We start from the raw sequence: 21409 nt of genomic DNA, 5'->3' as shown, positions 1-21409 counted from the left end.
ATCTTGTGTAATTGTTAAACATTAATTTATACAAGTTTATAAGTTTAAACTTATATATAACCATTTTGTTGCAGAAACATCACAGACTACTGGAATTAAAGGTATCACCCTGCCTTATGTCTCCGGTATCAAAGCCTTTTTTAAACCAGTACATCCGTTGTGCCGATGTACCATGGGTAAATGCATCTGGCACCACCTCTCCCTGTGCCTGTTTCTGAAGCTTATCGTCGCCAATGGCATTGGCAGCCGTCAAAGCCTCTTCAATATCGCCTTCTTCCAGTTTAAAATCTTTTAAATTCTGTGCCTGATGGGCCCAAAGCCCTGCAAAAAAATCTGCCTGTAATTCCAGTTTAACAGACAGGCGGTTGTACTCCTTTTCACTTACACGGCCCCTGGCCTGCTGAAGTTTGTCAGAAATCCCCAGCAGGTTCTGTACATGATGCCCAACCTCATGTGCAATCACATAGGCCTGAGCAAAATCTCCTGCGGCACCAAAACGGTCCTTTAAATCCTGATAAAATGTTAGATCTATGTATACTTTATGGTCTGCGGGACAGTAAAAAGGGCCTACAGCCGAACTCGCATTTCCACAGGCGGATTGTACCATATTGGAAAACAGCACCATCCTGGGTTTTTCATATTGCTGACCCATGGTTTCAAACTGCTTTTCCCAAACCTGGTTGGTCGACTCCAGCACGCCGTCAACAAATTTACCCTCTGCGTCCGTAGGATCGCCGGTCTTGCCCTCTGTTTGTGTTACCTCTCCAACAGGCAACTGACTAACTACTCCTGTAAGGTCTTTACCAAAAAGTAAACCTAAAACAATAATGATAATACCAACACCACCCCCGAGTTTTGCGCCTCCGCTCATGCCTCTTCTGTCGTCAATATTACCACTTCCTTTACCGAACCACTGCATATCAATTTTTTTAGTTTTGTTTATAAAAATTGCGACAATTGTTATACCAAAAATAAAAGAAAATGCAGATTAATTAAACGCGGCTATCGCTTTATGGATTCTTTTGATGGTTTCTGCTGCGCCAAGGTTTACTGCAATATCAAAAACCCCAGGTCCAAATTTTCCGCCTACCAGCATAATCCTTAAAGGGAGCATCAGTTCTCCCGGTTTAAAATTATGCGCTCCGGCAAGTTCTTTAAACTTTTCTTCCAGTTCCGCTGCAGCCGGTCCATCTTTTACGTCCAGGGTATAAGCTTCAAAAAAAGCCGCCTTTTCCGGTGTCCATTTTGGCTTCACCGAAGCCAGGTCATAAACTTCGGGTGCAATAAAAAAATAGCTGCTTTGTGGTACAAAATCAGTTAGCAGATTACAGCGATCTTTAATTAGGTCAATGACCTGTTCCAATCTTACATCATCATTCAGCACCATGCCCTCGGCAGTAAAGGAATCTTTCACAAAAGGGAGCAGCTTTTTTGCTGTCGCATTTTTGATCCATTCGTGGTTATACCATTTTGCTTTCTCAAAATCAAATTTAGCCCCGGCCTTGCTGATCCGCTCCACAGAAAATTTATCAATCAATTCCGCTAAAGTGAACAACTCCTGGTCTGTTCCATCATTCCAGCCCTGCATGGCCAGCAGGTTAACAAATGCTTCCGGCATAAAGCCAAGTTCCTTAAAGCCTCTAGTCAGATCGCCTGTTTTGGGGTCTGTCCAGTTTTGTGCATATACCGGAAAGCCCAGCCTGTCGCCATCCCTTTTGCTTAATTTACCATTACCATCCGGCTTTAAGATCAGGGGCAGGTGCACCCATTGCGGCATTTCAGTCTCCCAGCCTAAATACCGCCACAATAAAATATGGATGGGTGCCGATGGGAGCCATTCTTCACCCCTGAAAACATGGCTGATCTCCATTGCCCTGTCGTCTGCCACAACCGCCAGATGATAGGTCGGCATACCATCTGCCTTCAGTAAAACTTTGTCGTCAACTAAATTGGTATCAAAACTAACATATCCTCTTATCAGGTCTGTAAAAGAAACCAGTTCGTCCGCAGGCATTTTAATCCGTACCACATAAGGGGTATGATTTGCAAGCAGCACATTTACCTCTTCTGCTGTCAGGCTCAGGGAATTCCTCATTTCCAACCTGTTGGCCAGGCCATAGGTAAAATTCGGCACCGCTTTGCGCTTTGCCTCCAGTTCTTCAGGAGTATCAAAAGCATAATAAGCATAGCCATCTGCAATCAGCTGATCTGCGTATTGTTTATAAGTAGATTTTCTTTCGCTTTGGCGATAAGGCCCGAACGCCCCACCTTGTTCCGGACTTTCGTCGGGAGTTAAGCCACACCAATCCAGGCAGGAAGTAATGTATTCTTCCGCACCGGCTACAAAACGGGTCTGGTCTGTATCCTCAACCCGTAAAATAAATGTGCCATTGTGTTTTTTGGCAAACAGATAATTGAATAAAGCAGTGCGTACACCACCCAAATGCAATCCCCCTGTTGGGCTGGGGGCAAATCTTACTCTTACTTTCTTTTCCATATTACTTCTGCAAAGATATATTTTTTACGCGTTTGCCAGCCCATTGATCTGATGTGTTCCAACATTAAAAAAGCAGGCTGTTTAGTATCAGTACGGTTGTATATTTGTCTTGCTTTTCTCCTGCTTTCCTCTTGCTATTCTCTTGCTATCCTCTTGCTCAAGCAGGTTAAAAACCAGTAATTACCAAAATAAAGTAAATAGCATGTCAGCCTTTTTCTGCTTTGCAGGTGCTTTACACCTATTGCCCGATTATTTAATTGCTTAATCCTGCATTTTTAAATGCTATTTTGTAATTTGCCCTTATAATCTATGAACCCGTACGAGAAAAAGCGCCGCTGGAAATTCTTCTTACTGATCTTTGCCATTGTTATAGGCACAGCTTCTGTCTTTTACAGCGATTTCTTTGTTAAAAAAATGGAAAGGGAAGAGCAGCTTCAGTTCCAGCTGTATGTAAAGGTAACTGAACAAACCCTGGCTATGTACGACGACGACCGTTATACCGGTCTGATCGACCTGATCAGAACAAATACCAAACTGCCCGTCATCATGACGGATTCGAAAGGGGACATCATCAGTTACCAGGGGCTTGATTCTACCAAGACCAATTACGATCTGGAAAAAAAGGCCAACGTCAATTACGACCCTGCTTATTTTGCCAGGGAACTCAGGAAAATGAAGAAGCAACACCCCGCAACCCCCATTTTAGGGGGCGATGATACGCGGTGGTATATTTATCATAAAGACTCCGCAACCTTAACCCAGCTCCGATATTTCCCTTACATCCAGCTTGCCGTAATCGGCCTGTTTTTACTTACAGCATATATTGCTTTCAGTTCGGCCCGCAAAGCAGAACAGGACCAGGTATGGGTAGGGATGGCCAAAGAAACCGCACATCAGCTGGGCACGCCCATCTCATCACTCATGGCCTGGGTTGAACTGATCAAGTCGCGCTTCGATGCAGAAGATGACCCCTTAATTGCCGAAATGGAAAACGACATCAAACGGCTCGAAGTGATTACCGACCGTTTTTCCAAAATCGGCTCCAAACCCATTGTGGAAGACCATGTGGTGTATACCGTGATTTATAATTTCATGGAGTATTTTAAACTCCGCACCTCAGACAAGATCGTGTTCAGCATTATTGGCGATGAGCAGGTACGCGCTTTGCTCAATGTTCCGCTTTTCGACTGGGTTATAGAAAACCTGCTTAAAAATGCCGCCAATGCCATCGAGAACGAAGGCAACATTACCATTAACATCATAGAAAACTTAACCAAGGAGGAAGTATTCATAGACGTGACCGATACCGGCAAAGGCATTGCACGCTCAAAGTTTGATGCTGTATTTCAGCCTGGTTATACCACACGAAAACGTGGCTGGGGACTGGGCCTCTCGCTTACCAAACGGATCATTGAAAATTACCACAACGGACAGATCTTTGTCAAAGATTCCGAACTGGGCAAAGGCACAACCTTTCGTATCATTTTAAAAAGTAGCATTACCTATGAACCGACCTCAAATACATGAGTATCCCGCATGGGGTGAAAAATACATCAGCCTGGTAGAAGGGGATGTATTGGAAGTCCTTAAAAAACAGGCTTCAGATTTCCCGGATTTTATAAACAGTCTGGTCGAAAAAGCAGATTACGCCTATGCCCCTGGAAAATGGACCATTAAGGAGCTCATTGGCCATATTATTGATACGGAACGGATCCTTACTTACCGTCTGACTTGTTTCGCACGTGCCGAAAACCATGCGCTTCCCGGATTTGAAGAAGATGATTATGTAGCCAATGCGCATTTTAAGGACAGGAGCCTGTTGAGTTTTTCGGAAGAATTCGCTTTGTTAAGGAAATCGGGTCTGTACCTCTTTGGTTCTTTGACGGAGCCTGAACTGAACAGGAGCGGAACAGCCGCTGAAAGACAGATTACGGTAAGGGCCTTACTTTTCGTCATTGCAGGTCATATCATCCACCATACCCAAATCATTAAAAGCCGCTACCTCTAAGCCGGATTACCGGTTTCACATCGGAAAATGCTTAGGCCCTGAGCTCTGCCCTGATCCTGCTTAAAGTTACCTGGGTTACTCCAAGGTAAGAAGCAATATATCCCAGCTGGATCCTTTGGATCAGTGCCGGGTTGTCGCGCAAAAGGTCAGCATAACGTTCGGATGCCGTTTTAAAGAGCCGCCCTATAAAACAAGCTTCCGATTTGATCAGTTCCAGCTCGGCAAGCTTCCTTCCCCAGTTCGCAAATGCAGCATCCTGTTGAAAAAGAACTTCCAGTGCTGCTGTCTTGATTTCATATAATGTACTGTTTTCCAGCAACTCTATACTCTCATAGCCCGGCAACCCATTGATGTAGCTGTTGTAAGAAAACAACAGGTCTCCCTCCATCCCAAACCAAAAGGTGATCTGGCTTTCAGGGCCCTCACAAAAAGCCCGGGCAATTCCCTTTTCAATAAAAAAAACCGACTTTTCGACACGACCTGTATGAATAACCAGCCGGCCTTTGGGCAATTCTATCTTTTCCATCAGCTCCAGCAATTGATTTAGTTGCTGTTCTTTTAAGGGATAAATGCTTTTTATTTTTTTTAGGATATTTTGCAAGTGCAGGTTGTTTTTGTAAAGATAAAATACCGGAAGCCTTATTTTTTAACATTTGTAAAAAACTTCCTGTTTAATTCGGGGTATTTTTGCAGAAAATATTTAGATTATGAGTTGGATCATTTTAGTTATTGCAGGTCTTTTTGAAGTTGGTTTTACCACCTGCTTAAAGCTGTCAAACAATTTTAGCAATATAAAATGGAGTGCTGCATTTTTTGTTTGCATCTCCCTTAGTTTTTTATTGTTAAACAAAGCCATACAAACATTACCTATGGGTACTGCTTATGCCGTTTGGACAGGCATAGGTGCAGTAGGCACTGTACTTGTTGGTATCCTCTTTTTTGAGGAACCGGTTAATTTTTGGAGGATCTTTTTTATTGCAACGCTGATTGGCTCTATTTTAGGCTTAAAGTTCATTGCCGGCAGCCATTAAGGTTGCCGTTTAAGTATTACTTTATAGCAATAGGAAGTTCAACCTGCGTACGGTCCCAGGCCAATACCATATTGGCCCCTTGTGGCTGGGCTGTAAAGGTGACAGACAAAACCTCGACCGGTTTGTCCAGTGTTTTAACCGGCACTTCAACCCGTACCACATCCTGGTCCTGGTTGTAGCTAAAAGCGCCCCAGCGATCCGTTTGTCTGTTGATGATCAGCGTCCATTTATCCCGGGCAGGGATGGCAAACAGGCTATAAGTACCTGCTTTTATAGATTTGCCCCCAATGCTGGCCCGGGTGTAAAACCTGATCTCTGTACATTCATTTGCACCTACACGCCATACCTTGTCAAACTGCTCCAGCACACCAAAAATTTCCCTTCCTTTCTTGGAAGGCCTGGAATAGATCAGTTTGATCAGGGGCGTAGAACCGTCTTTTACTTTGGCCGCGTTTAAAGAATAGTATACAATATCAGCGGGGCTGGCATCTACAGGTGCAAATTTAGGTTCCTGTCCGTAAACAGCTAAGGCAAAGATCGCAAGTATTGCGAATAAACTTAATCTTTTCATCAAACCAATCCCTTTAATGTAATAAGTATTAACTAGTACTGACGTCCTTTAACAATACCGTTTAAGAAAACAGCACCGAATATAAATCCTATAACTCCTCCAAGGATAGACCAGCCAAAGCTACCCGATATAATTGCAGCAGTTAAAATACCAAAAAACAGGCCTAAAACGTAATAAACCCAATCAAAAGTGTTGTTGTTCTCTTCTTTAATCATCTTATGAATTCTTAGGCCTCAAAGATATTGAATTATTTTTTTATTTCCCGCTCGTCCTGCTATCAAAAGCAGCCAGTAAATAGATCAGCGAAGCTGTACCGTCCATTGTGGGCTCATTTGTGCTGTAATCACCGAAATCATCATGGTAAACCACCAAACCGGATTGAAATCCTGCATATTCATCCGGCTGTACCAGTTTAATACCAATCAGGTTTTTATAAATACTCCCATACACGGGGCCATCAACCAGGCCTCCGTCAACAGGATATTGATACAGGTGCGTTAGTGCCGAATGGGGGTCTTTGGGCGTATCGCCCCAGGCAGGTAAGCCGTATACCATACTGGTGCCCCATGGGTTGCAACCAAAAAGCCAGTCAAAATTGGCCTGTACCAGCTCCTCAAACTGCGGGTCGCCGCTCAGCTTTCCATACAGATATCCCTGAATGGCAAAAGAAGCCGTCAAATTGTTGGAACACCAGATAAAAGGGACGCCTCTGTAAAAAGCATTGTTCCTGGCCTTGTCCCAAACCTTTTCCAGGCCCGCCCTGTAATAACCGGTTGCCTGTTCCGAAATTCCCTGCTGCTTTACCTTTGCAATTTCATAATGCCCAAAATTATGGAAAGGGTACCACTGATAATGCCTGGCAGTGTCGGCACCCATCCAAGGGGTCACCGGCTCTTTACTGGCATAATGCACTGCCTGCTGAAAATATTTTTTCCCCCCAAAAGTCTGGTACAATTCTGCCGCAGCCAGTTCCATATCATCCGTCCAATTGTCCTCTTCATAAAAATATGGGGCCCGGTTTGGCGCTGTTTGCTGCACCCCGGGTTGTTTTAAGCCAAAAGCATAGGCAGATCTGGCTTTTTCACCCAGCAATTTGGCATATGCTGCGTCTGTTCCCTTAAATAATCGCTGCCCCAAGGCAAAGGCGCTGCTAAATTTACCGGCAACTGAAGCCGTTCCGGTTGCCCTGTTCTTATATTTACCCAGGCCCTGCGGTTTCCCATTGGCAAAATAAACCGGTCTCTCGCTTCCTTTCCCATAATCTACATTGTCTTTTGTAGGCAGCCGCAAGCCCTGGTGGTCCCTGTCGTCTGCAATCTGATTAAACATCCAATCCTTACGAGGGTGCATTTTCAGTAACCACTGCAATCCCCAGCTGGCTTCATCCAGTATGTCTGCCCGGCCATTTTTACCTTCAAGGCCATTGGCAAGGTACTGGTCTGTAAAAACACCTGGAAAATCGCGATAAGCGGCCAGCAAATGATAAGTAGCATTGGCCGATGTGGTGGCATATTGCAGGTAATCAGAGGCATCATGCCAGCCTCCGCTAACATCTATATGTGTACTGTCGGGCATTGGCCCGTACATCGTATAACCATCCCGGGTATGGCAGCTGTCTTTCAGATAGGGGTTATACCCGCTTCGCTGCTGGCGCATATACCTCAGGGCAAAATCGGCAGTATGGTTATAAACATGCTTGTCAATGATCAGTTCAGGAGATTGCACACTTCCTGCTTTGATAAAGTAGCGTCCCGGAAGGGTAAAATCACTAAAGTTTAACCTGGCCGATCTTTTAAAAGGTCCGTAAGCACCAAAAAGCTTAATGTTTCCAGAGGTATAGACTACTTTTCCGCTTTCCTTTTCTATAATTTCAAACTTTTGCGGCAGCTCAGTTTCATCCTGACTTACCCAAACAGCCACTTTTATGGCTTGCGGCTGATAGCCTAGCAGATTGATCCGCAGCCAGGCAGCCCTGGTTTCAGGCGACTTAATGTCGGCCCGAAAGGAAAGCAATAACAGGCCAGCGTATACTGCACAAAACTTGATTACATTAGTTCTCATCAGCTTAAATTTATATTTCCACCCACAATGGTCCTCATCGCCCCAAATCTTGGCGCACATTAAAAATAGCAAACACTTGTCAGCTTTTGGTCAATTATTTAAAATATCCTGAGCAATTATTAAATTAATCAATCGATTGATTAATTTTGTCAGTACAAATTTTCAAATGGAAAAAATAGACAAGAAGGCCAATATCCTGGAAGCAGCAGAAAAGCTGTTTGCCGAACTCGGTTATGAGGCAACTTCTACACGTCACATTGCAAAAGAGGCCGGTGCCAACATGGCCATGATCAATTACTACTTTGGCTCAAAGGAAGGGGTATTCATGGAGATCATGAGCAAAAGGATAGCCGATTTTAACACCCAGCTCACCAGCATTACCCAGGACAGGTTATCGGGCATGGAAAAATTACTTAAAGTAATTGAAGGCTATGCCTCAAGGATCCTCTGCAATCATGGCCTGCATAAAATGATGCACAGGGAACTCTCTTTACCACACCGCCCTGAAATGTTTTTTAAAATAAAAAACTCCATGGCCGAGAATTTGTTTGTCATCGAAAGGATTATTAATGAAGGCATTGCCGATGGAAGTTTCCGGCAGGTAGATGTCAGGATGCTGATCGCTACCTTAATGGGCACCATCAGCAATGTAGCCATCTCTCCGTCTAAAATTACTTCAGGAACAACGCTCGACATCAACAACGAAGAAGACCGTAAAGTGATCACAGCACGGTTGATTACCCATTTAAAAGACCTCATCATCACGTATTTAACACCAAAAAATGATACATAAATCAATCAGATTAAGCTTCTTAACATTTATTATCCCGGGAATCCTCTACGCCCAGGACATAAAAAAATTAAGCTTGCAGGAGGCTATCGCCCTTGGGATAGAGAACAGCAAAAATCTAAAACTATCGCAAAATAAAGTAGAGCAGGCCATTGCGCAGTTAAACATGGTTAAAGACAATGCTTTACCAAGCGCAAAGGCATCGTTTTTGTACAACCATGCCGAAATCCCCACCAACACCTTAAGCATTGGCGGCGGCAACCCGATCCATCTGCCCAAGCGCGCAGATGCCTTTATCGGTACTGCTGCTGTTGAAGAGCTGGTTTATGGCGGCGGAAAATTGAAATATGCCGAAGAATCTACCCGGCTGCTTTCCGATGTGGCGCGCCTGGATGCGGATAAAAACAAAGAAGAGATCAGCTACGCTGTCATCAACACCTATTATTCCTTGTTTAAAGTGATGCAAAGCAAAAAAGTTATTGCACAAAACCTGGAGTCTATCGACAGTCAGCTTAAACAGGCGCAGCGCTTTTTTGAACAGGGAATTGTAACCAAAAATGATGTATTGAGGTTCCAGCTGCAACAGGCAAATATCTCGCTAACCGATATGGAGGCAGAAAACAACCGCAAGATCATTAACTACAACCTGGATATTTTACTCGGATTAAACGAAAATACGCAGATCGAAATTGCCGATCCGGATGCCGCAGCAAAAGCCATCGGGCCTTTAAACAGTTACATCGACCTCGCCTTGGGCAGCAGACAGGAACTCAGACAGCTGGACCTTCAAAACAAGGTGGCCGATGTCAATATCAAGTCGGTAAAAGCCAATACCCTTCCTACTGTTGGGGTAGGCGCTAACCTCTATTACATTAACCCGAGTGGCAAATTTGTGCCGCCAACAGACCAGTACATTATGCCGGTAACCCTGGGGGCCAACATCTCCTGGAATATTGGTAACCTGTGGACCAACAAACACAAGGTAACTGATGCCAGAATTCAGCAAAAAGAGGTAGAGCTACAAAAAGACATCCTTTCTGACCAGGTTAAAACAGAGATCAACAGCAATTACCAGCGCTACCAGCTGGCCCTAAATAAGATCAGGGTACTGGAAACATCCATTGCCCAGGCTACAGAAAACGACAAATTGCTGGCCTCAAAATATAAAAACAATGTCGCTTCGGCAATAGACAGGATTGATGCCGAAACCCTGCTTTATCAGGCTAAAATTAACCTCGAACTGGCTAAAGCCGATGCAGGTCTGGCTTATTATACTTTACTAAAATCTACCGGAAAAATTTCTCAATAAACACCAAAACAAATCAGGCAATGACAACTGAAAAGAAAAAAAAGAATAAAGTTATCCCTATCATATTGGGCGTACTGATCATTTTAGGCGCCATATTTGGTACCAAAGAATACCTCTATTACAGCAAACATGTAGATACGGACGATGCCCAGATCGATGGCGACATCAGCCCGGTAGTTTCCCGCGTTGGGGGTTATGTTCAGGAAATAAACTTCGAAGAAAACACCCATGTTACCGAAGGACAGGTACTGGTTAAACTGGACGACCGTGACTATAAGCTAAAACTGGAACAAGCCCTGGCCGGACAAAAAGGGGCCAGTGCAGGTGTTGGTGTTTCTGAATCGCAGATTGCTGCCACAGCAGCAAATACCAGTACGGCCAAAGCCAATATTGAGGCCGCCAAAGTTAAGCTGAACCTTGCCCAGAAAGATTATGAGCGCTATGCCAACCTGGTAAAAGACGGTTCTGTAACCCAGCAGCAATTTGATCAGGCCAAAGCACAAAAAGAATCTGCGCAGGCTGCTTTTACCGCTGCAAACGATCAGTACAATGCGGCAGTAAAACAAGTAGGCACCAGCCAGTCGCAGCTTGCAGTAAGCAGCAATACCGTCACCCAGCACCAGGCCGATGTCGATTTTGCACGCCTGCAGCTGTCGTACACCGAGATCAAAGCTCCGGCAACGGGCATCGTTTCTAAAAAGAATGTACAGAAAGGGCAGTTGGTACAAGCCGGACAGGCTTTGTTTTCCATTGTAAACGACAACAGCATCTACATTACCGCAAACTTTAAAGAAACCCAGCTGGAAGATATCAAAACAGGCTCAAAAGTTAAAATAGATGTGGATGCCTATCCCAGCGACGAGGTATTGGGCGAAGTGTACAATTTTGCGCCCATCACCGGCGCAAAGGGTTCATTGCTCCCACCCGATAATGCTACCGGAAACTTTGTAAAGGTAGTGCAGCGTGTACCTGTGAAAATAAAAATAACCAAAGCCCCCAAAGAGATCCTTGCCAAACTGCGCCCCGGAATGAGCGTTAAGGTTTCTGTCTCTATAAAAGATTAAACAATGGCCGAGAAAGGTTTAAAAAAGTGGATCATCACCTTTACAGTGATCACAGCTTCTCTTTTGGAGCTGATTGATACCACCATTGTAAACGTGGCGATCCCTCAGATACAGGGCAACCTGGGCGCAACACTCGAAGATGTGGCCTGGTTGTCTACCGGTTATGCAGTTGCCAATGTAATTGTATTGCCGATGTCCGGCTGGCTTGGCAGCCGCTTCGGGCGAAAAAACTATTTCCTGTTTTCCATCGTCCTGTTCACCGTAGCCTCTTTTCTCTGTGGTAATGCAACTAACCTGGAAGAGCTGATCGCTTTCCGCATTTTGCAGGGTCTTGCAGGTGGGGGTTTAATTTCAACTGCCCAGGCCATCTTAATTGAAACCTGGCCCCGCGAGGATGTGGGTATCGCAACTGCTTTATTTGGTTTGGGTGCGGTAGTAGGCCCCACTGTTGGCCCCACAATTGGTGGTTACCTGCTCGAGATCAGCACCTGGCCGCTTATATTTTATGTAAACATTCCCGTCGGCATCCTCGCCGCGTACTGTACGTATATGTTTGTACGGGAAACGCCGAAGGATGGCAAAGGTATGCCGGTCGACTGGTGGGGAATTGTACTATTGGCCGTTGCGGTAGGTAGTTTACAGACCGTATTGGAAAAAGGGGAAAGTGAGGACTGGTTTGCTACGCCTTACATCACGGCGCTCGCCGTAACTTCGGTACTTGGCCTGCTCCTGTTCATCTGGAGAGAGCTGAGTACAGACCACCCTATTGTAAACTTCAAGATCATGCGCCACCGCAGTTTTTCTGTGGGGATGTTCACCTCATTTATTTTAGGCTTTGGTTTATACGGATCCGTATTCGTGTTCCCTGTATTCTGCCAGAATTTACTGGGCTTCTCTCCGCTTCAGACAGGAGAACTGCTCTTTCCCGGGGGGCTCTGTACCATCGTGATGATGCCTTTTATCGGAATTATGCTCAAGAAAAACATTCCTGCCCAGTTTATGGCAACCATAGGGATGTTCCTCTTTTTTGTATTCTGCTCTATGCTCAGCAAGTCCACCCTGCAATCGGGCACCAATGATTTCTTCCTGCCCCTGATGATCAGAGGTGTGGGTATGGCCCTGTTATTTGTACCGCTTACCACCTTGGCCATTCAGGACCTTAAAGGGGCTGAAATTGGCCAGGGTTCAGGCCTCAATAACATGATGAGACAGTTGGGTGGTTCATTTGGTATTGCCGCTTTAACTACCCTCATCCATGTGCGTCAGGGTTTTCACCGCAGCAATCTGCTGGTCAACATCAACGAATACAATCCGGCTTTTACCGACCGCTTTAACGGCTTTATCCAAAATTTTATGGCCAAAGGCTATACTTATCTGGATGCAAAGGCCCTGGCCACAAAAGCTATAGAAGGCACTGTAACCAAACAGGCATTGCTGCTCACTTACAGTGATGCGTACTGGGTGGCTGGACTGATCCTTTTGTGTTCTATCCCGCTCCTGTATCTTCAGAAATTTAAAAAGAACGTTGCCGTTCCGGCAGATCTGCATTAAAAAAAACAGCCGTCAGAAAAATCCTGACGGCTGTTTTACCCCAAAAAAATAACAATTAAGATTTATTTAATCTTTATGTATCTAAGTTAAAGATTAAAAAAAACAAATCAAAATAAATTTATTGCCCTGTTTAAGCCGTTATTTCGATGATTTGTGGTAAATTAAGCGCGAAAATATTTCGTTTAAATTATGATGCAGAAACAGCGAGCAAAAGGTCAGAGAGAGTCTATATTTAACAATGAGGTCGTATCCCGGTTCGAGCTTTACAATAGTCTTTTTCTTACCCTTCCGTTTTACAAGGTGAAAGATACCGGTACCTTATTACCCTTATTTATTAAATACTGTGAAGATGGCATAAACAACCACCAGACTCCGGCAACTATTATTGATGCTTTTTTTAAGAAGTATACCCAAAACAACTCAAATAAAGACATTATTGACCTCCTGTTCCGCTTTATCCAGTACATAGAACGTCAGGTGGTATTGTTTGATGCGGTAGAAGATGCTTCATTTAATAAACTGAATGCCGCTGATGAGCACAATGCCCTGCTGTCTTACCTTAAAAAGGGAATAGACAACAAAGCCCTGAACGATAAGATCGAAAAACTCATTGATGAGTTTTCTTTGCGCCTGGTGCTCACCGCACACCCCACCCAGTTTTACCCTGGCAGTGTACTTTCTATCATTACAGACCTCACTACGGCCCTTAAAACCAACGACATCTCTACCATAAACCTGTTGTTGCAGCAATTGGGCAAAACACCCTTTTTCAATAAAAAATCACCCACTCCGGTTGATGAGGCCCTAAGCCTGGCCTGGTACCTGGAAAATGTATTTTACTTTGCCGCAGCCAACATACAGTCTGAAATAGACAAAAGCCTCAACGATTATAACCTCGAATCTAAAAAGATCATCGAGCTGGGCTTCTGGCCTGGTGGCGACCGTGACGGTAATCCAAATGTACATACCGATTCTACCATACAGGTTTCAAAAATGCTGAGACAGATCCTGTTCAGGTGTTATTACCGCGATTTCAGGAACCTGAAACGTCGCATTACCTTCCGTGGTGTAGAAGAACATATTGCCATTGTACAGGATGTATTGTACAAAAACGCCTTTGATCCCAATATAGAAACGGAAAACATTGCCGATTTTTTAATCGAAAATCTCAATAACATCCGGGCTACACTGATGGACGACCACGACGGCCTGTTTGCAGACCTTGCCTCAGACCTCATCCGTAAGGTAGAGCTATATGGCAGTCATTTTGCCTCTCTCGACATCAGACAGGACAGCCGTGTGCTCAGGGATGTACATGCCTTCTGCCGTCAGCGCAAACCGATCATTTCTTTATTCCCTGAAAACTACGACAGCCTTTCCGAAGCGGAAAAGATCAAGGCCCTTTCTTTTAAAAGTGCGAGGATCAATTATAGTGAAAACAAAGATTCCCTGATCAATGATACCCTGCAAACCATTACAGAGATCAAACAGATCCAGGAAAGCAACGGAGAACTGGCCTGCCACCGTTTCATCATCAGCAATTGCCAGCAGGCCAGCGATATCCTGCAGCTGATGGAACTTTTCCTTTGGAACGGCTGGGAAGAGACAGACCTTTCCATAGATTTTGTACCCCTCTTTGAGACTGTACATGATCTTGCCGATGCTGGAGGGATTATGGAAACCCTGTACGCCCATCCTTTTTACAAAAAACACCTGAAAAGAAGAGGCAATAAACAACACATCATGCTGGGCTTCTCCGACAGTACAAAAGACGGAGGTTACCTGATGGCCAACTGGTCTATTTTTAACGCAAAAGTAGCTTTAACAGAAACGGCAAATAAACACAACATACAACTTGCCTTTTTTGACGGCCGTGGGGGCCCGCCTTCAAGGGGCGGAGGCAAAACACACCGTTTTTATGCCTCGATGGGTAAAGAGATTGCGAACAAAAACATCCAGCTTACCATTCAGGGCCAAACCATCAGTTCACAATACGGATCTATCGATAGTGCTGAGTTCAACATTGAGCAACTGATCAATGCAGGAATATCTGCCGGCATCAAAGAAACCCATAACATCCTGCTCGACCCGCTGCACAAGGAACTGCTGGATGTAATGGCAAAAGAGAGTTATGAAGCCTTTGTAGACCTGCGCAAACATCCTTTATTTTTAAGCTATCTGGAAAAATTCTCTCCGTTAAGCCTTCTTTCAAAAATTACCATCAGCAGCAGGCCTGTAAAACGGAATTCCGGAGGGGCTTTAAAACTGGAAGACCTCAGGGCCATCAGCTTTGTAACCGCATGGAGTCAGTTAAAGCAAAACATACCTGGCTTTTATGGCATGGGCACGGCCCTGAAGAACCAGGAAAAACTGGGCAACTGGGACAAGGTGGTAAAAACCTATCAGGAATCAGGGTATTTCAAAACCATCATCGACAATTGTATGATGTCTATGAGCAAGTCCGATTTTGCCATCACCGCCCACTTTGCAAACGACAAAGAATACGGGGCTTTCTGGAAAATGCTGCACGATGAATTTGAGCTGTCCAAAAGCATGCTGCTGAAGCTTTCGGGTCATGAGACTTTAATGGAAAATTATCCTGTAGAGAAGCGCTCTATTGCCGTAAGGGAGAAAATTGTATTGCCATTGGTATTGATCCAGCATTATGCCCTGGAAAGATTGCAAACTGAAATCACTGCTGAGGAACAACAATCTTACGAAAAGCTGGCCATCAGAACTGTATATGGCATTGTAAATGCCGGACGGAACCTCGCTTAAAGAATCCGTGGCCAGCTTATAATAAAAAAGGGAGGTTCCAATGGAACCTCCCTTTTTTATATGTTACAGGCTAAATTATCGATCAATAGAGCCCATTACCTTCTGCCCAAAAGCATTCAGTGCATCTCTTTCGGCCATTCCCGATTTTACGCTCTCATGCACCTCAAGTGCGCCGCAGATATTGGTGATCAGCTCTCCTGCCACATCAATCTCCTGCTCATTTACGCCCCTGAACTCACAATAAGCCTCTAAAACCGTTAAAGTAGCTTCCAGATTTTCAGGCGTGCTGTTTTCAAACAGCTGTCTTATTACTGGTATCTTCATGATCTTATCTTATCAAATAACTCATTTAAAACTTCTGCCTTATTGGTCTGAACCTGATCAACCAGGACTCCGCCTTCAAAGGCCGCAAAAGTTGGCAAATTATCAACGTTTGCCAGTTTACGTGAACCCGGAAGTTTTTCAGCATCAACAATAAGGAAGGTTACATCTTCATTTTCTGCTGCCAGTTTTTTAAACTTTGGCTTCATGATCCTGCAGTTTCCACACCAGGATGCGGCATACTGAACCATCACCTTGTTGTTATCGGCAACATATTGCTGAAGATTATCTTCTGTTAATTCTAAAAACATATTTTCGTTGATTAATTAATTAGCGCTCAGATATTCTGCAACGCCGGTCCTGTTCGCACTCATCGCTTCCTTACCTTCTTCCCAGTTTGCAGGGCATACTTCACCATGTTTCTGTACATGGGCATAAGCATCTATTAAACGCAGGTATTCTTTTACATTTCTGCCAACAGGCATATCGTTTACACTTTCGTGGAACACTTTACCCGTCTCATCAATCAGGTAAGTAGCCCTGAAAGTAACATTTGAACCACTGAAAGATTCGTTTCCTTCTTCATCATACTCCACTTCCTGATCAACAATTCCTAAAATATTGGCCAGATGCCTGTGTGTATCCGCCAGGATCGGGTAAGTTACACCTTCAATACCACCGTTGTCCTTTGCGGTATTTAACCAGGCAAAATGAACTTCATTGGTATCGCAAGAAGCACCAATTACAATGGTATTTCTTTTTTCAAAATCAGGTAAGGCCGCTTGAAAAGCATGCAGTTCAGTTGGACAAACAAAAGTGAAATCTTTTGGATACCAGAATAACAATACTTTTTTTTCTTTACTAACTGCTTCTTCAAATACATTGATCTTCAGATCATCGCCCATTTCAGACATCGCATCAATGCTAACACTCGGGAATTTTTTACCTACTATAGCCATAATTATATTTTGTATTTATTGTTTTTTTTGATGGCACAAAGGTACGGCTATCGCCCCTCAAAAACAACCGGAACCGGGATATAAGGGATACTTAATCTTGATACAGATATAGACAAAATCTATGGCCTACCGCAGCACCTTTCCTGCTTTATCTATATTCACAATAAAGGGGTTCAAATACTCGTTCAGCAGTACAGCAAATTCCCTGCGCGTTGCAATGCGGTTCAGGTCAAATTCTGTTTTAAATTTATAGCCCGTCTTCCATTTCTTTTTCACTTCTTCCCTCGTGTTTTCGGGCGATTTATTTCCTACCATACAAACCAGGCTCAATACTGCGCCGATGCTCATTTCAGGTTCCTTGTAATCGTCAAACCAGATCTGTGCCTTATAATAAAAGCTTTTTACGGGCTCCTTTATTTCAGTTGTAGTTACCGGCTGCTCCGGCAAAAAGCGTGCAGTACCCGCAGCAATCTGAGCCTTCAAAAAGCCCGAAAGGCCAAGTAGCTGAATTGCTTTCCAGTTGCTGTCTGCACTAGGCACATCGGCAAAAGGCATTACCGAAAGTTTATGGTCAATCAGCTCCCGCTGTATCACCTTTAAATTAGATAATGAGGTTTTTGTTTTAAAAAATGCTGCATAAGCGGCTGTAGCACCTGCTGCCTGCCCGGCAGCTATGCTCTCCTGAACCGCATTCAGCACCACCAGGTTTTCCTGGCCGGGCAGCAGCAAATTGTGCATCAGCAGAATATTACCTGTAGCACCCCCTTCTGCATAGCCTGAAGCTACACTCAGGCGGTAAAGGTTGTCGGCATAACTCAAAGCCTGCCATTGTTTGGCTGCAGCGGCCGGCAGCGCAATGGCGGTATTTACCTGGCCAGTATGGTCGGCATTTACCAGTACTTCCGGTTTTATGGTCCTCCCGTCTGCCAGCAGCACATTCCAGTTGTTGCCCGAGCGTTTGATCCTGGACCATTTTATATTGCGGATCACCGTTAAATTCTTCACACTGTCGCCCCAGTTTTTAAGCACCACGTTTGCGCTCGTCCCATCCACATAAACCGCAGCGGTGCTGTCCTTAATGCCCTTCTCTTTGCGCATTTTATTTAAAAAGGTCAGCTCCAGTCCCGAGGCCAGGTTTTTATCCATTGCAGCAAGATTAAACTCCGGCTCCTGCAACAGCAATATGGTCTTTACGCCCGACAAGGCCGATTGAAAGCCTGCACCGATTGCATTATTTCCATTCCCGATGACCAGCACCCCCGTTTTAATGGCCTGGGCCATCGCTGCCTGGGCCAATACTGCAATTACGAAAACAACAAATAATCTCCTTTTCATTTTGTATCTCTTATATTTAATTAATCATCTGCAATATCGGTCAAATGAAGTATTTACGGGAACCCCAAATGATGGACTCCGCTTTTGAAGCCCAGCAAAAACATAAATATACACTTAGAAACAGCAATGCTGCACAAAGAATTGACAAATTAAAAACCTTAAAGGCCTGTATAGAAAGCTATGAGGAAAAAATTTATGCTGCCCTGCAAAGTGATCTGCGAAAAAGCCGGTTTGAAAGTGCGCTTACAGAACTGATCTTTATTTACAGTGAGATCGGCTTTGCCATCCATAACCTGAACAGCTGGATGAAACCGAAAAGGGCTGGCAAAACCATCAGTAATCTTTTTGCGAAAAACAGGATCTGTTACGAGCCAAAGGGCTGCTGCCTGATCATTGCGCCCTGGAACTATCCTTTTCAGCTCCTCATGAGCCCCCTCATCTCGGCCATAGCTGCGGGCAATTGCGCGATACTGAAGCCATCTGAACTGAGCCCGGCTACCAGTTCGGTGATTGCAGCTGATCAGGGATTGTTTTGATGAACGTGAGGTCTGTTGTTTTGAAGGGGACGCCGGCATTTCCACTGCGTTGCTTGAGCTGCCTTTCGACCATATCTTTTTTACCGGCAGTACCGCAATTGGCAAACTGGTTATGCAGGCCGCCGCCAAAAACCTCAGCTCGGTTACCCTGGAGCTTGGCGGCAAATCGCCTGTTATTATAGAGGAAACGGCCAACCTGAAAAAAGCAGCCGAAAAAATTGCCTGGGGCAAACTGATCAATGCGGGCCAGACCTGTATTGCCCCCGATTATGTGCTGATCCCCCGCGATCTGCAACAGTCTTTTATCGAATATTATAAAGAGGCCGTTAACCGCTTGTTTTTTAAGAACGGAAAGCTCAATACCGAAGTTTATGCAAAGCTGATCAGTAAAAAACACTTTGAAAGGCTGTCAGACTTAATAACAGATGCCCTGGATAAAGGGGCCATCACGGTGCTGGGTGGCGAAAAAGATGAATCCAGCCAGACCATATCCCCAACTGTACTGGCCCGGATCCCCGTAGGAACGACCATCATGAAGGAAGAGATCTTTGGGCCTGTCCTGCCCCTTATCGCTTACCAGACCCTCAGCGAAGCGGTTGCTTATGTAAACCATAAAAGCAAGCCGCTGGCTTTATATGTTTTTAGTGCCAACCGCAAAAACATTCAATACATCCTCAAAAACACCTCTTCCGGAGGGGCCTGTATCAACGATGTCCTCATCCACATTTCCAATCCGAAACTCCCTTTTGGTGGGGTAAACGGGAGCGGAACGGGCAGCTGCCACGGCTTTTTTGGCTTCAAGGCCTTTTCTCAAGAAAGGGCAGTAGTCTACCAGTCGCCCATCAATACCACAGCGCTCATTTACCCGCCTTATGAAAACAAGTCCCGGCTGCTGAAATGGTTAAAAAAACTGCTGTAAATTACCCTACGCGAACCGAGGTCATGGTCAGCGAGCCCCCCACGGCTTTGTCGTTAAACAAAGAAACCTCCTCATTTTTATTTTGCAGGCCCAAAGTATACATCAGGGGCAGGTAATGCTCGGGGGTAGGAATGGCCATCATGGCCGCGCTACCCAGGCGTTGGTAGTTCAATAAAGGCTGGTGTTCCCCGTTCATGATCAGGCTTTTGAACTTCTCATTCATTTCCAGGGCCCAGTCGTATCCGCCGCCGTTGATCATTTCCCAGCTCATCATCCTCAGGTTATGCACCATATTGCCACTCCCTAAAATCAGCACACCCTTTTTACGTAAAGCCGACAGATCTTTCGCCAGGTTATAATGATAGGTCGCATCTTTAGTATAATCGATGCTCAGCTGCAGTACCGGGATATTGGCTTTAGGGTACATATGGCGCACAACCGTCCAGGCCCCATGGTCAAGGCCCCAGTCGTGGTCAAGCCCCACTGCTGTGCTATGGATCAATCCGGCAGTTTCTTTGGCCAGTTCCGGATCACCGGGAGCCGGATATTCCACGTCAAACAGGGCCTGCGGAAAACCGCCAAAGTCGTGGATCGTTTTTGGAAAATCCATTGCCGTAACCTGCGTACCCCGCGTAAACCAGTGTGCCGATACCACCACTACCGCTTTGGGTTCCGGGATGTTTCGGCCCATTTCGACCCATTTGGCACTGAACTCATTGTCCTCAATCCCGTTCATGGGCGAACCATGGCCCATAAAAAGCACTGGCATCAGCAGGCCCTGATCCTGCAGGCTGCTGGTAAATGTGTTAAACCCGGCTAAGTTTGACATAATCGTTACTGGTTTTAAATGATTTACAAAACTATAACGGATCAGCGACTTAATTGTTGATCCAGGATAAGAAATTGTCTGGCCAAATAAATAACTTAGCAGGATAATTAAACTGATAATGAAGAATTATTTTACCATAATCCTTTGCCTATGCTTTATTTCAGCATTTTCTGCAAAACCTAAGTACCAGTATGTTAAAATCAAAACTACATTCGGCGAATGCATCATCAAATTGTACAATGAAACCCCGCAGCATCGCGACAATTTCCTTAAGCTGGCCGCAGCGGGCACTTATGATGGCACGCTTTTTCACCGTGTGATCAAAGATTTTATGATCCAGGGTGGAGATCCCGACTCCAAAACAGCACTCCCGGGTGCTTTGCTTGGTGAGGGAACTGTAGGCTATACCGTTCCTGCTGAATTTCGCGACAGCCTGTTCCATAAAAAAGGGGTACTGGCCGCGGCAAGGGACAATAATCCGGAAAAAGCATCCAGCGGCTGCCAGTTTTACCTGGTGCAGGGCAAAATATTTACAGACCAGGGCCTGGATGACCTGGAAAATAAACGCCTTAATTTCAAAATCCCCCTTTGGCAAAGGGAAATTTATAAAACCATTGGCGGTACACCCCATTTAGACCACAATTATACGGTTTATGGCGAGGTGGTTAAAGGAATGGAACTGATTGACAGCATTGCAGTAGTGAAGACCGACAGCAACAACCGGCCGCTTGAAGATGTAAAAATGACGGTTACTGTTTTAAAACGCTCCGAATCCCGAAAACTGGAAAAGGAAATCGCTAAGCTGGAAAAAGCGGCCCACACTTCATCACAAAAGAAAAACAAAATTTAA

At 44.8% G+C, this 21409-nt stretch carries 22 protein-coding genes; 11 read left to right on the top strand and 11 right to left on the bottom strand.

The window, feature by feature from the left end; all coding sequences use genetic code 11:
- Positions 1 to 79: 79 nt before the first annotated feature.
- Positions 80 to 919, bottom strand: a complete 840-nt coding sequence (locus tag HDC92_RS04160) for a neutral zinc metallopeptidase (RefSeq protein WP_015810048.1) — start codon at positions 917 to 919, stop codon at positions 80 to 82.
- A 69-nt stretch (positions 920 to 988) separates the two neighbouring features.
- Positions 989 to 2497 carry a glutamate--tRNA ligase gene (gene gltX, locus HDC92_RS04155; protein WP_183872531.1) on the bottom strand — a complete coding sequence of 503 codons (1509 nt, stop codon included), beginning with the start codon at positions 2495 to 2497 and terminating at the stop codon, positions 989 to 991.
- Between the two features lie 309 nt (positions 2498 to 2806).
- Here gltX and HDC92_RS04150 point away from each other — a divergent pair, with 309 nt between their 5' ends.
- Both HDC92_RS04150 and HDC92_RS04145 read left to right on the top strand, forming a co-directional pair.
- The gene (locus tag HDC92_RS04150; protein ID WP_015810050.1) at positions 2807 to 4024 is read left to right on the top strand and encodes a sensor histidine kinase; all 1218 of its coding nucleotides are present in this window, start codon (positions 2807 to 2809) and stop codon (positions 4022 to 4024) included.
- The gene (locus tag HDC92_RS04145; protein WP_183872529.1) at positions 4002 to 4505 is read left to right on the top strand and encodes a DinB family protein; all 504 of its coding nucleotides are present in this window, start codon (positions 4002 to 4004) and stop codon (positions 4503 to 4505) included. Before HDC92_RS04150 ends, HDC92_RS04145 begins: the two co-directional genes overlap by 23 nt.
- A 31-nt stretch (positions 4506 to 4536) precedes the next feature.
- Here HDC92_RS04145 and HDC92_RS04140 read toward each other — a convergent pair whose 3' ends face one another.
- On the bottom strand, positions 4537 to 5106 hold the full coding sequence (locus HDC92_RS04140; RefSeq protein WP_183872527.1) for a Crp/Fnr family transcriptional regulator: 570 nt from the start codon (positions 5104 to 5106) through the stop codon (positions 4537 to 4539).
- Positions 5107 to 5212: 106 nt separating this feature from the next.
- On the opposite strand from HDC92_RS04140, the gene HDC92_RS04135 reads away from it, so the two are divergent.
- Positions 5213 to 5536, top strand: a complete 324-nt coding sequence (locus HDC92_RS04135; RefSeq protein WP_183872525.1) for a DMT family transporter — start codon at positions 5213 to 5215, stop codon at positions 5534 to 5536.
- Positions 5537 to 5552: 16 nt separating this feature from the next.
- Here HDC92_RS04135 and HDC92_RS04130 read toward each other — a convergent pair whose 3' ends face one another.
- Genes HDC92_RS04130 through HDC92_RS04120 form a run of 3 tightly spaced genes read right to left on the bottom strand, consistent with a single transcriptional unit; the run spans position 5553 to position 8168 of the window.
- Positions 5553 to 6107, bottom strand: a complete 555-nt coding sequence (locus tag HDC92_RS04130; RefSeq protein WP_183872523.1) for a DUF2911 domain-containing protein — start codon at positions 6105 to 6107, stop codon at positions 5553 to 5555.
- A gap of 32 nt (positions 6108 to 6139) precedes the next feature.
- Positions 6140 to 6322, bottom strand: a complete 183-nt coding sequence (locus HDC92_RS04125; RefSeq protein WP_015810055.1) for a hypothetical protein — start codon at positions 6320 to 6322, stop codon at positions 6140 to 6142.
- 40 nt (positions 6323 to 6362) lie between these two features.
- Positions 6363 to 8168 (bottom strand): glycoside hydrolase family 9 protein, encoded by a 1806-nt coding sequence (locus HDC92_RS04120; protein ID WP_255484449.1) that lies wholly within the window; start codon positions 8166 to 8168, stop codon positions 6363 to 6365.
- A gap of 166 nt (positions 8169 to 8334) precedes the next feature.
- Here HDC92_RS04120 and HDC92_RS04115 point away from each other — a divergent pair, with 166 nt between their 5' ends.
- From HDC92_RS04115 to HDC92_RS04095, 5 genes are all read left to right on the top strand, one after another.
- Entirely contained in the window at positions 8335 to 8961 is a 627-nt protein-coding gene (locus tag HDC92_RS04115) for a TetR/AcrR family transcriptional regulator (RefSeq protein ID WP_015810057.1), read from the top strand.
- Complete coding sequence (locus tag HDC92_RS04110) at positions 8951 to 10267, top strand: TolC family protein (protein ID WP_183872519.1); 1317 nt, start codon at positions 8951 to 8953, stop codon at positions 10265 to 10267. The genes HDC92_RS04115 and HDC92_RS04110 overlap by 11 nt, the downstream gene beginning before the upstream one ends.
- Before the next feature lie 20 nt (positions 10268 to 10287).
- Entirely contained in the window at positions 10288 to 11331 is a 1044-nt protein-coding gene (locus HDC92_RS04105) for an HlyD family secretion protein (protein ID WP_015810059.1), read from the top strand.
- 3 nt (positions 11332 to 11334) lie between these two features.
- Complete coding sequence (locus HDC92_RS04100; RefSeq protein WP_015810060.1) at positions 11335 to 12882, top strand: DHA2 family efflux MFS transporter permease subunit; 1548 nt, start codon at positions 11335 to 11337, stop codon at positions 12880 to 12882.
- Between the two features lie 189 nt (positions 12883 to 13071).
- On the top strand, positions 13072 to 15660 hold the full coding sequence (locus tag HDC92_RS04095) for a phosphoenolpyruvate carboxylase (RefSeq protein WP_015810061.1): 2589 nt from the start codon (positions 13072 to 13074) through the stop codon (positions 15658 to 15660).
- Between the two features lie 75 nt (positions 15661 to 15735).
- Here the strand turns inward: HDC92_RS04095 and HDC92_RS04090 are convergent, their stop codons facing one another.
- The 4 genes from HDC92_RS04090 to HDC92_RS04075 form a co-directional block, all read right to left on the bottom strand.
- The gene (locus HDC92_RS04090; RefSeq protein WP_015810062.1) at positions 15736 to 15984 is read right to left on the bottom strand and encodes a DUF6952 family protein; all 249 of its coding nucleotides are present in this window, start codon (positions 15982 to 15984) and stop codon (positions 15736 to 15738) included.
- The gene (locus HDC92_RS04085) at positions 15981 to 16292 is read right to left on the bottom strand and encodes a thioredoxin family protein (RefSeq protein WP_183872517.1); all 312 of its coding nucleotides are present in this window, start codon (positions 16290 to 16292) and stop codon (positions 15981 to 15983) included. Before HDC92_RS04085 ends, HDC92_RS04090 begins: the two co-directional genes overlap by 4 nt.
- A 15-nt stretch (positions 16293 to 16307) precedes the next feature.
- Positions 16308 to 16940 (bottom strand): peroxiredoxin, encoded by a 633-nt coding sequence (locus tag HDC92_RS04080; protein ID WP_015810064.1) that lies wholly within the window; start codon positions 16938 to 16940, stop codon positions 16308 to 16310.
- Between the two features lie 126 nt (positions 16941 to 17066).
- On the bottom strand, positions 17067 to 18275 hold the full coding sequence (locus tag HDC92_RS04075; protein ID WP_183872515.1) for a hypothetical protein: 1209 nt from the start codon (positions 18273 to 18275) through the stop codon (positions 17067 to 17069).
- A 44-nt stretch (positions 18276 to 18319) separates the two neighbouring features.
- On the opposite strand from HDC92_RS04075, the gene HDC92_RS25115 reads away from it, so the two are divergent.
- The gene (locus HDC92_RS25115; RefSeq protein WP_255484448.1) at positions 18320 to 18811 is read left to right on the top strand and encodes an aldehyde dehydrogenase family protein; all 492 of its coding nucleotides are present in this window, start codon (positions 18320 to 18322) and stop codon (positions 18809 to 18811) included.
- Positions 18786 to 19730 carry an aldehyde dehydrogenase family protein gene (locus HDC92_RS04070; RefSeq protein WP_255484447.1) on the top strand — a complete coding sequence of 315 codons (945 nt, stop codon included), beginning with the start codon at positions 18786 to 18788 and terminating at the stop codon, positions 19728 to 19730. Before HDC92_RS25115 ends, HDC92_RS04070 begins: the two co-directional genes overlap by 26 nt.
- 1 nt (position 19731) lies before the next feature.
- On the opposite strand, the gene ygiD is transcribed toward HDC92_RS04070, so the two are convergent.
- Positions 19732 to 20559: a 4,5-DOPA dioxygenase extradiol gene (ygiD, locus tag HDC92_RS04065; RefSeq protein WP_183872513.1), complete on the bottom strand. Its 828-nt coding sequence runs from the start codon at positions 20557 to 20559 to the stop codon at positions 19732 to 19734.
- A 118-nt stretch (positions 20560 to 20677) separates the two neighbouring features.
- Here ygiD and HDC92_RS04060 point away from each other — a divergent pair, with 118 nt between their 5' ends.
- Complete coding sequence (locus HDC92_RS04060) at positions 20678 to 21409, top strand: peptidylprolyl isomerase (protein WP_183872511.1); 732 nt, start codon at positions 20678 to 20680, stop codon at positions 21407 to 21409.

The organism is Pedobacter sp. AK017, assembly GCF_014200825.1.
Classification (GTDB): Bacteria; Bacteroidota; Bacteroidia; order Sphingobacteriales; family Sphingobacteriaceae; genus Pedobacter; species Pedobacter heparinus.
The sequence above is the reverse complement of the archived record's forward strand: the minus strand, read 5'-3'. Positions and strand labels throughout refer to the sequence as shown.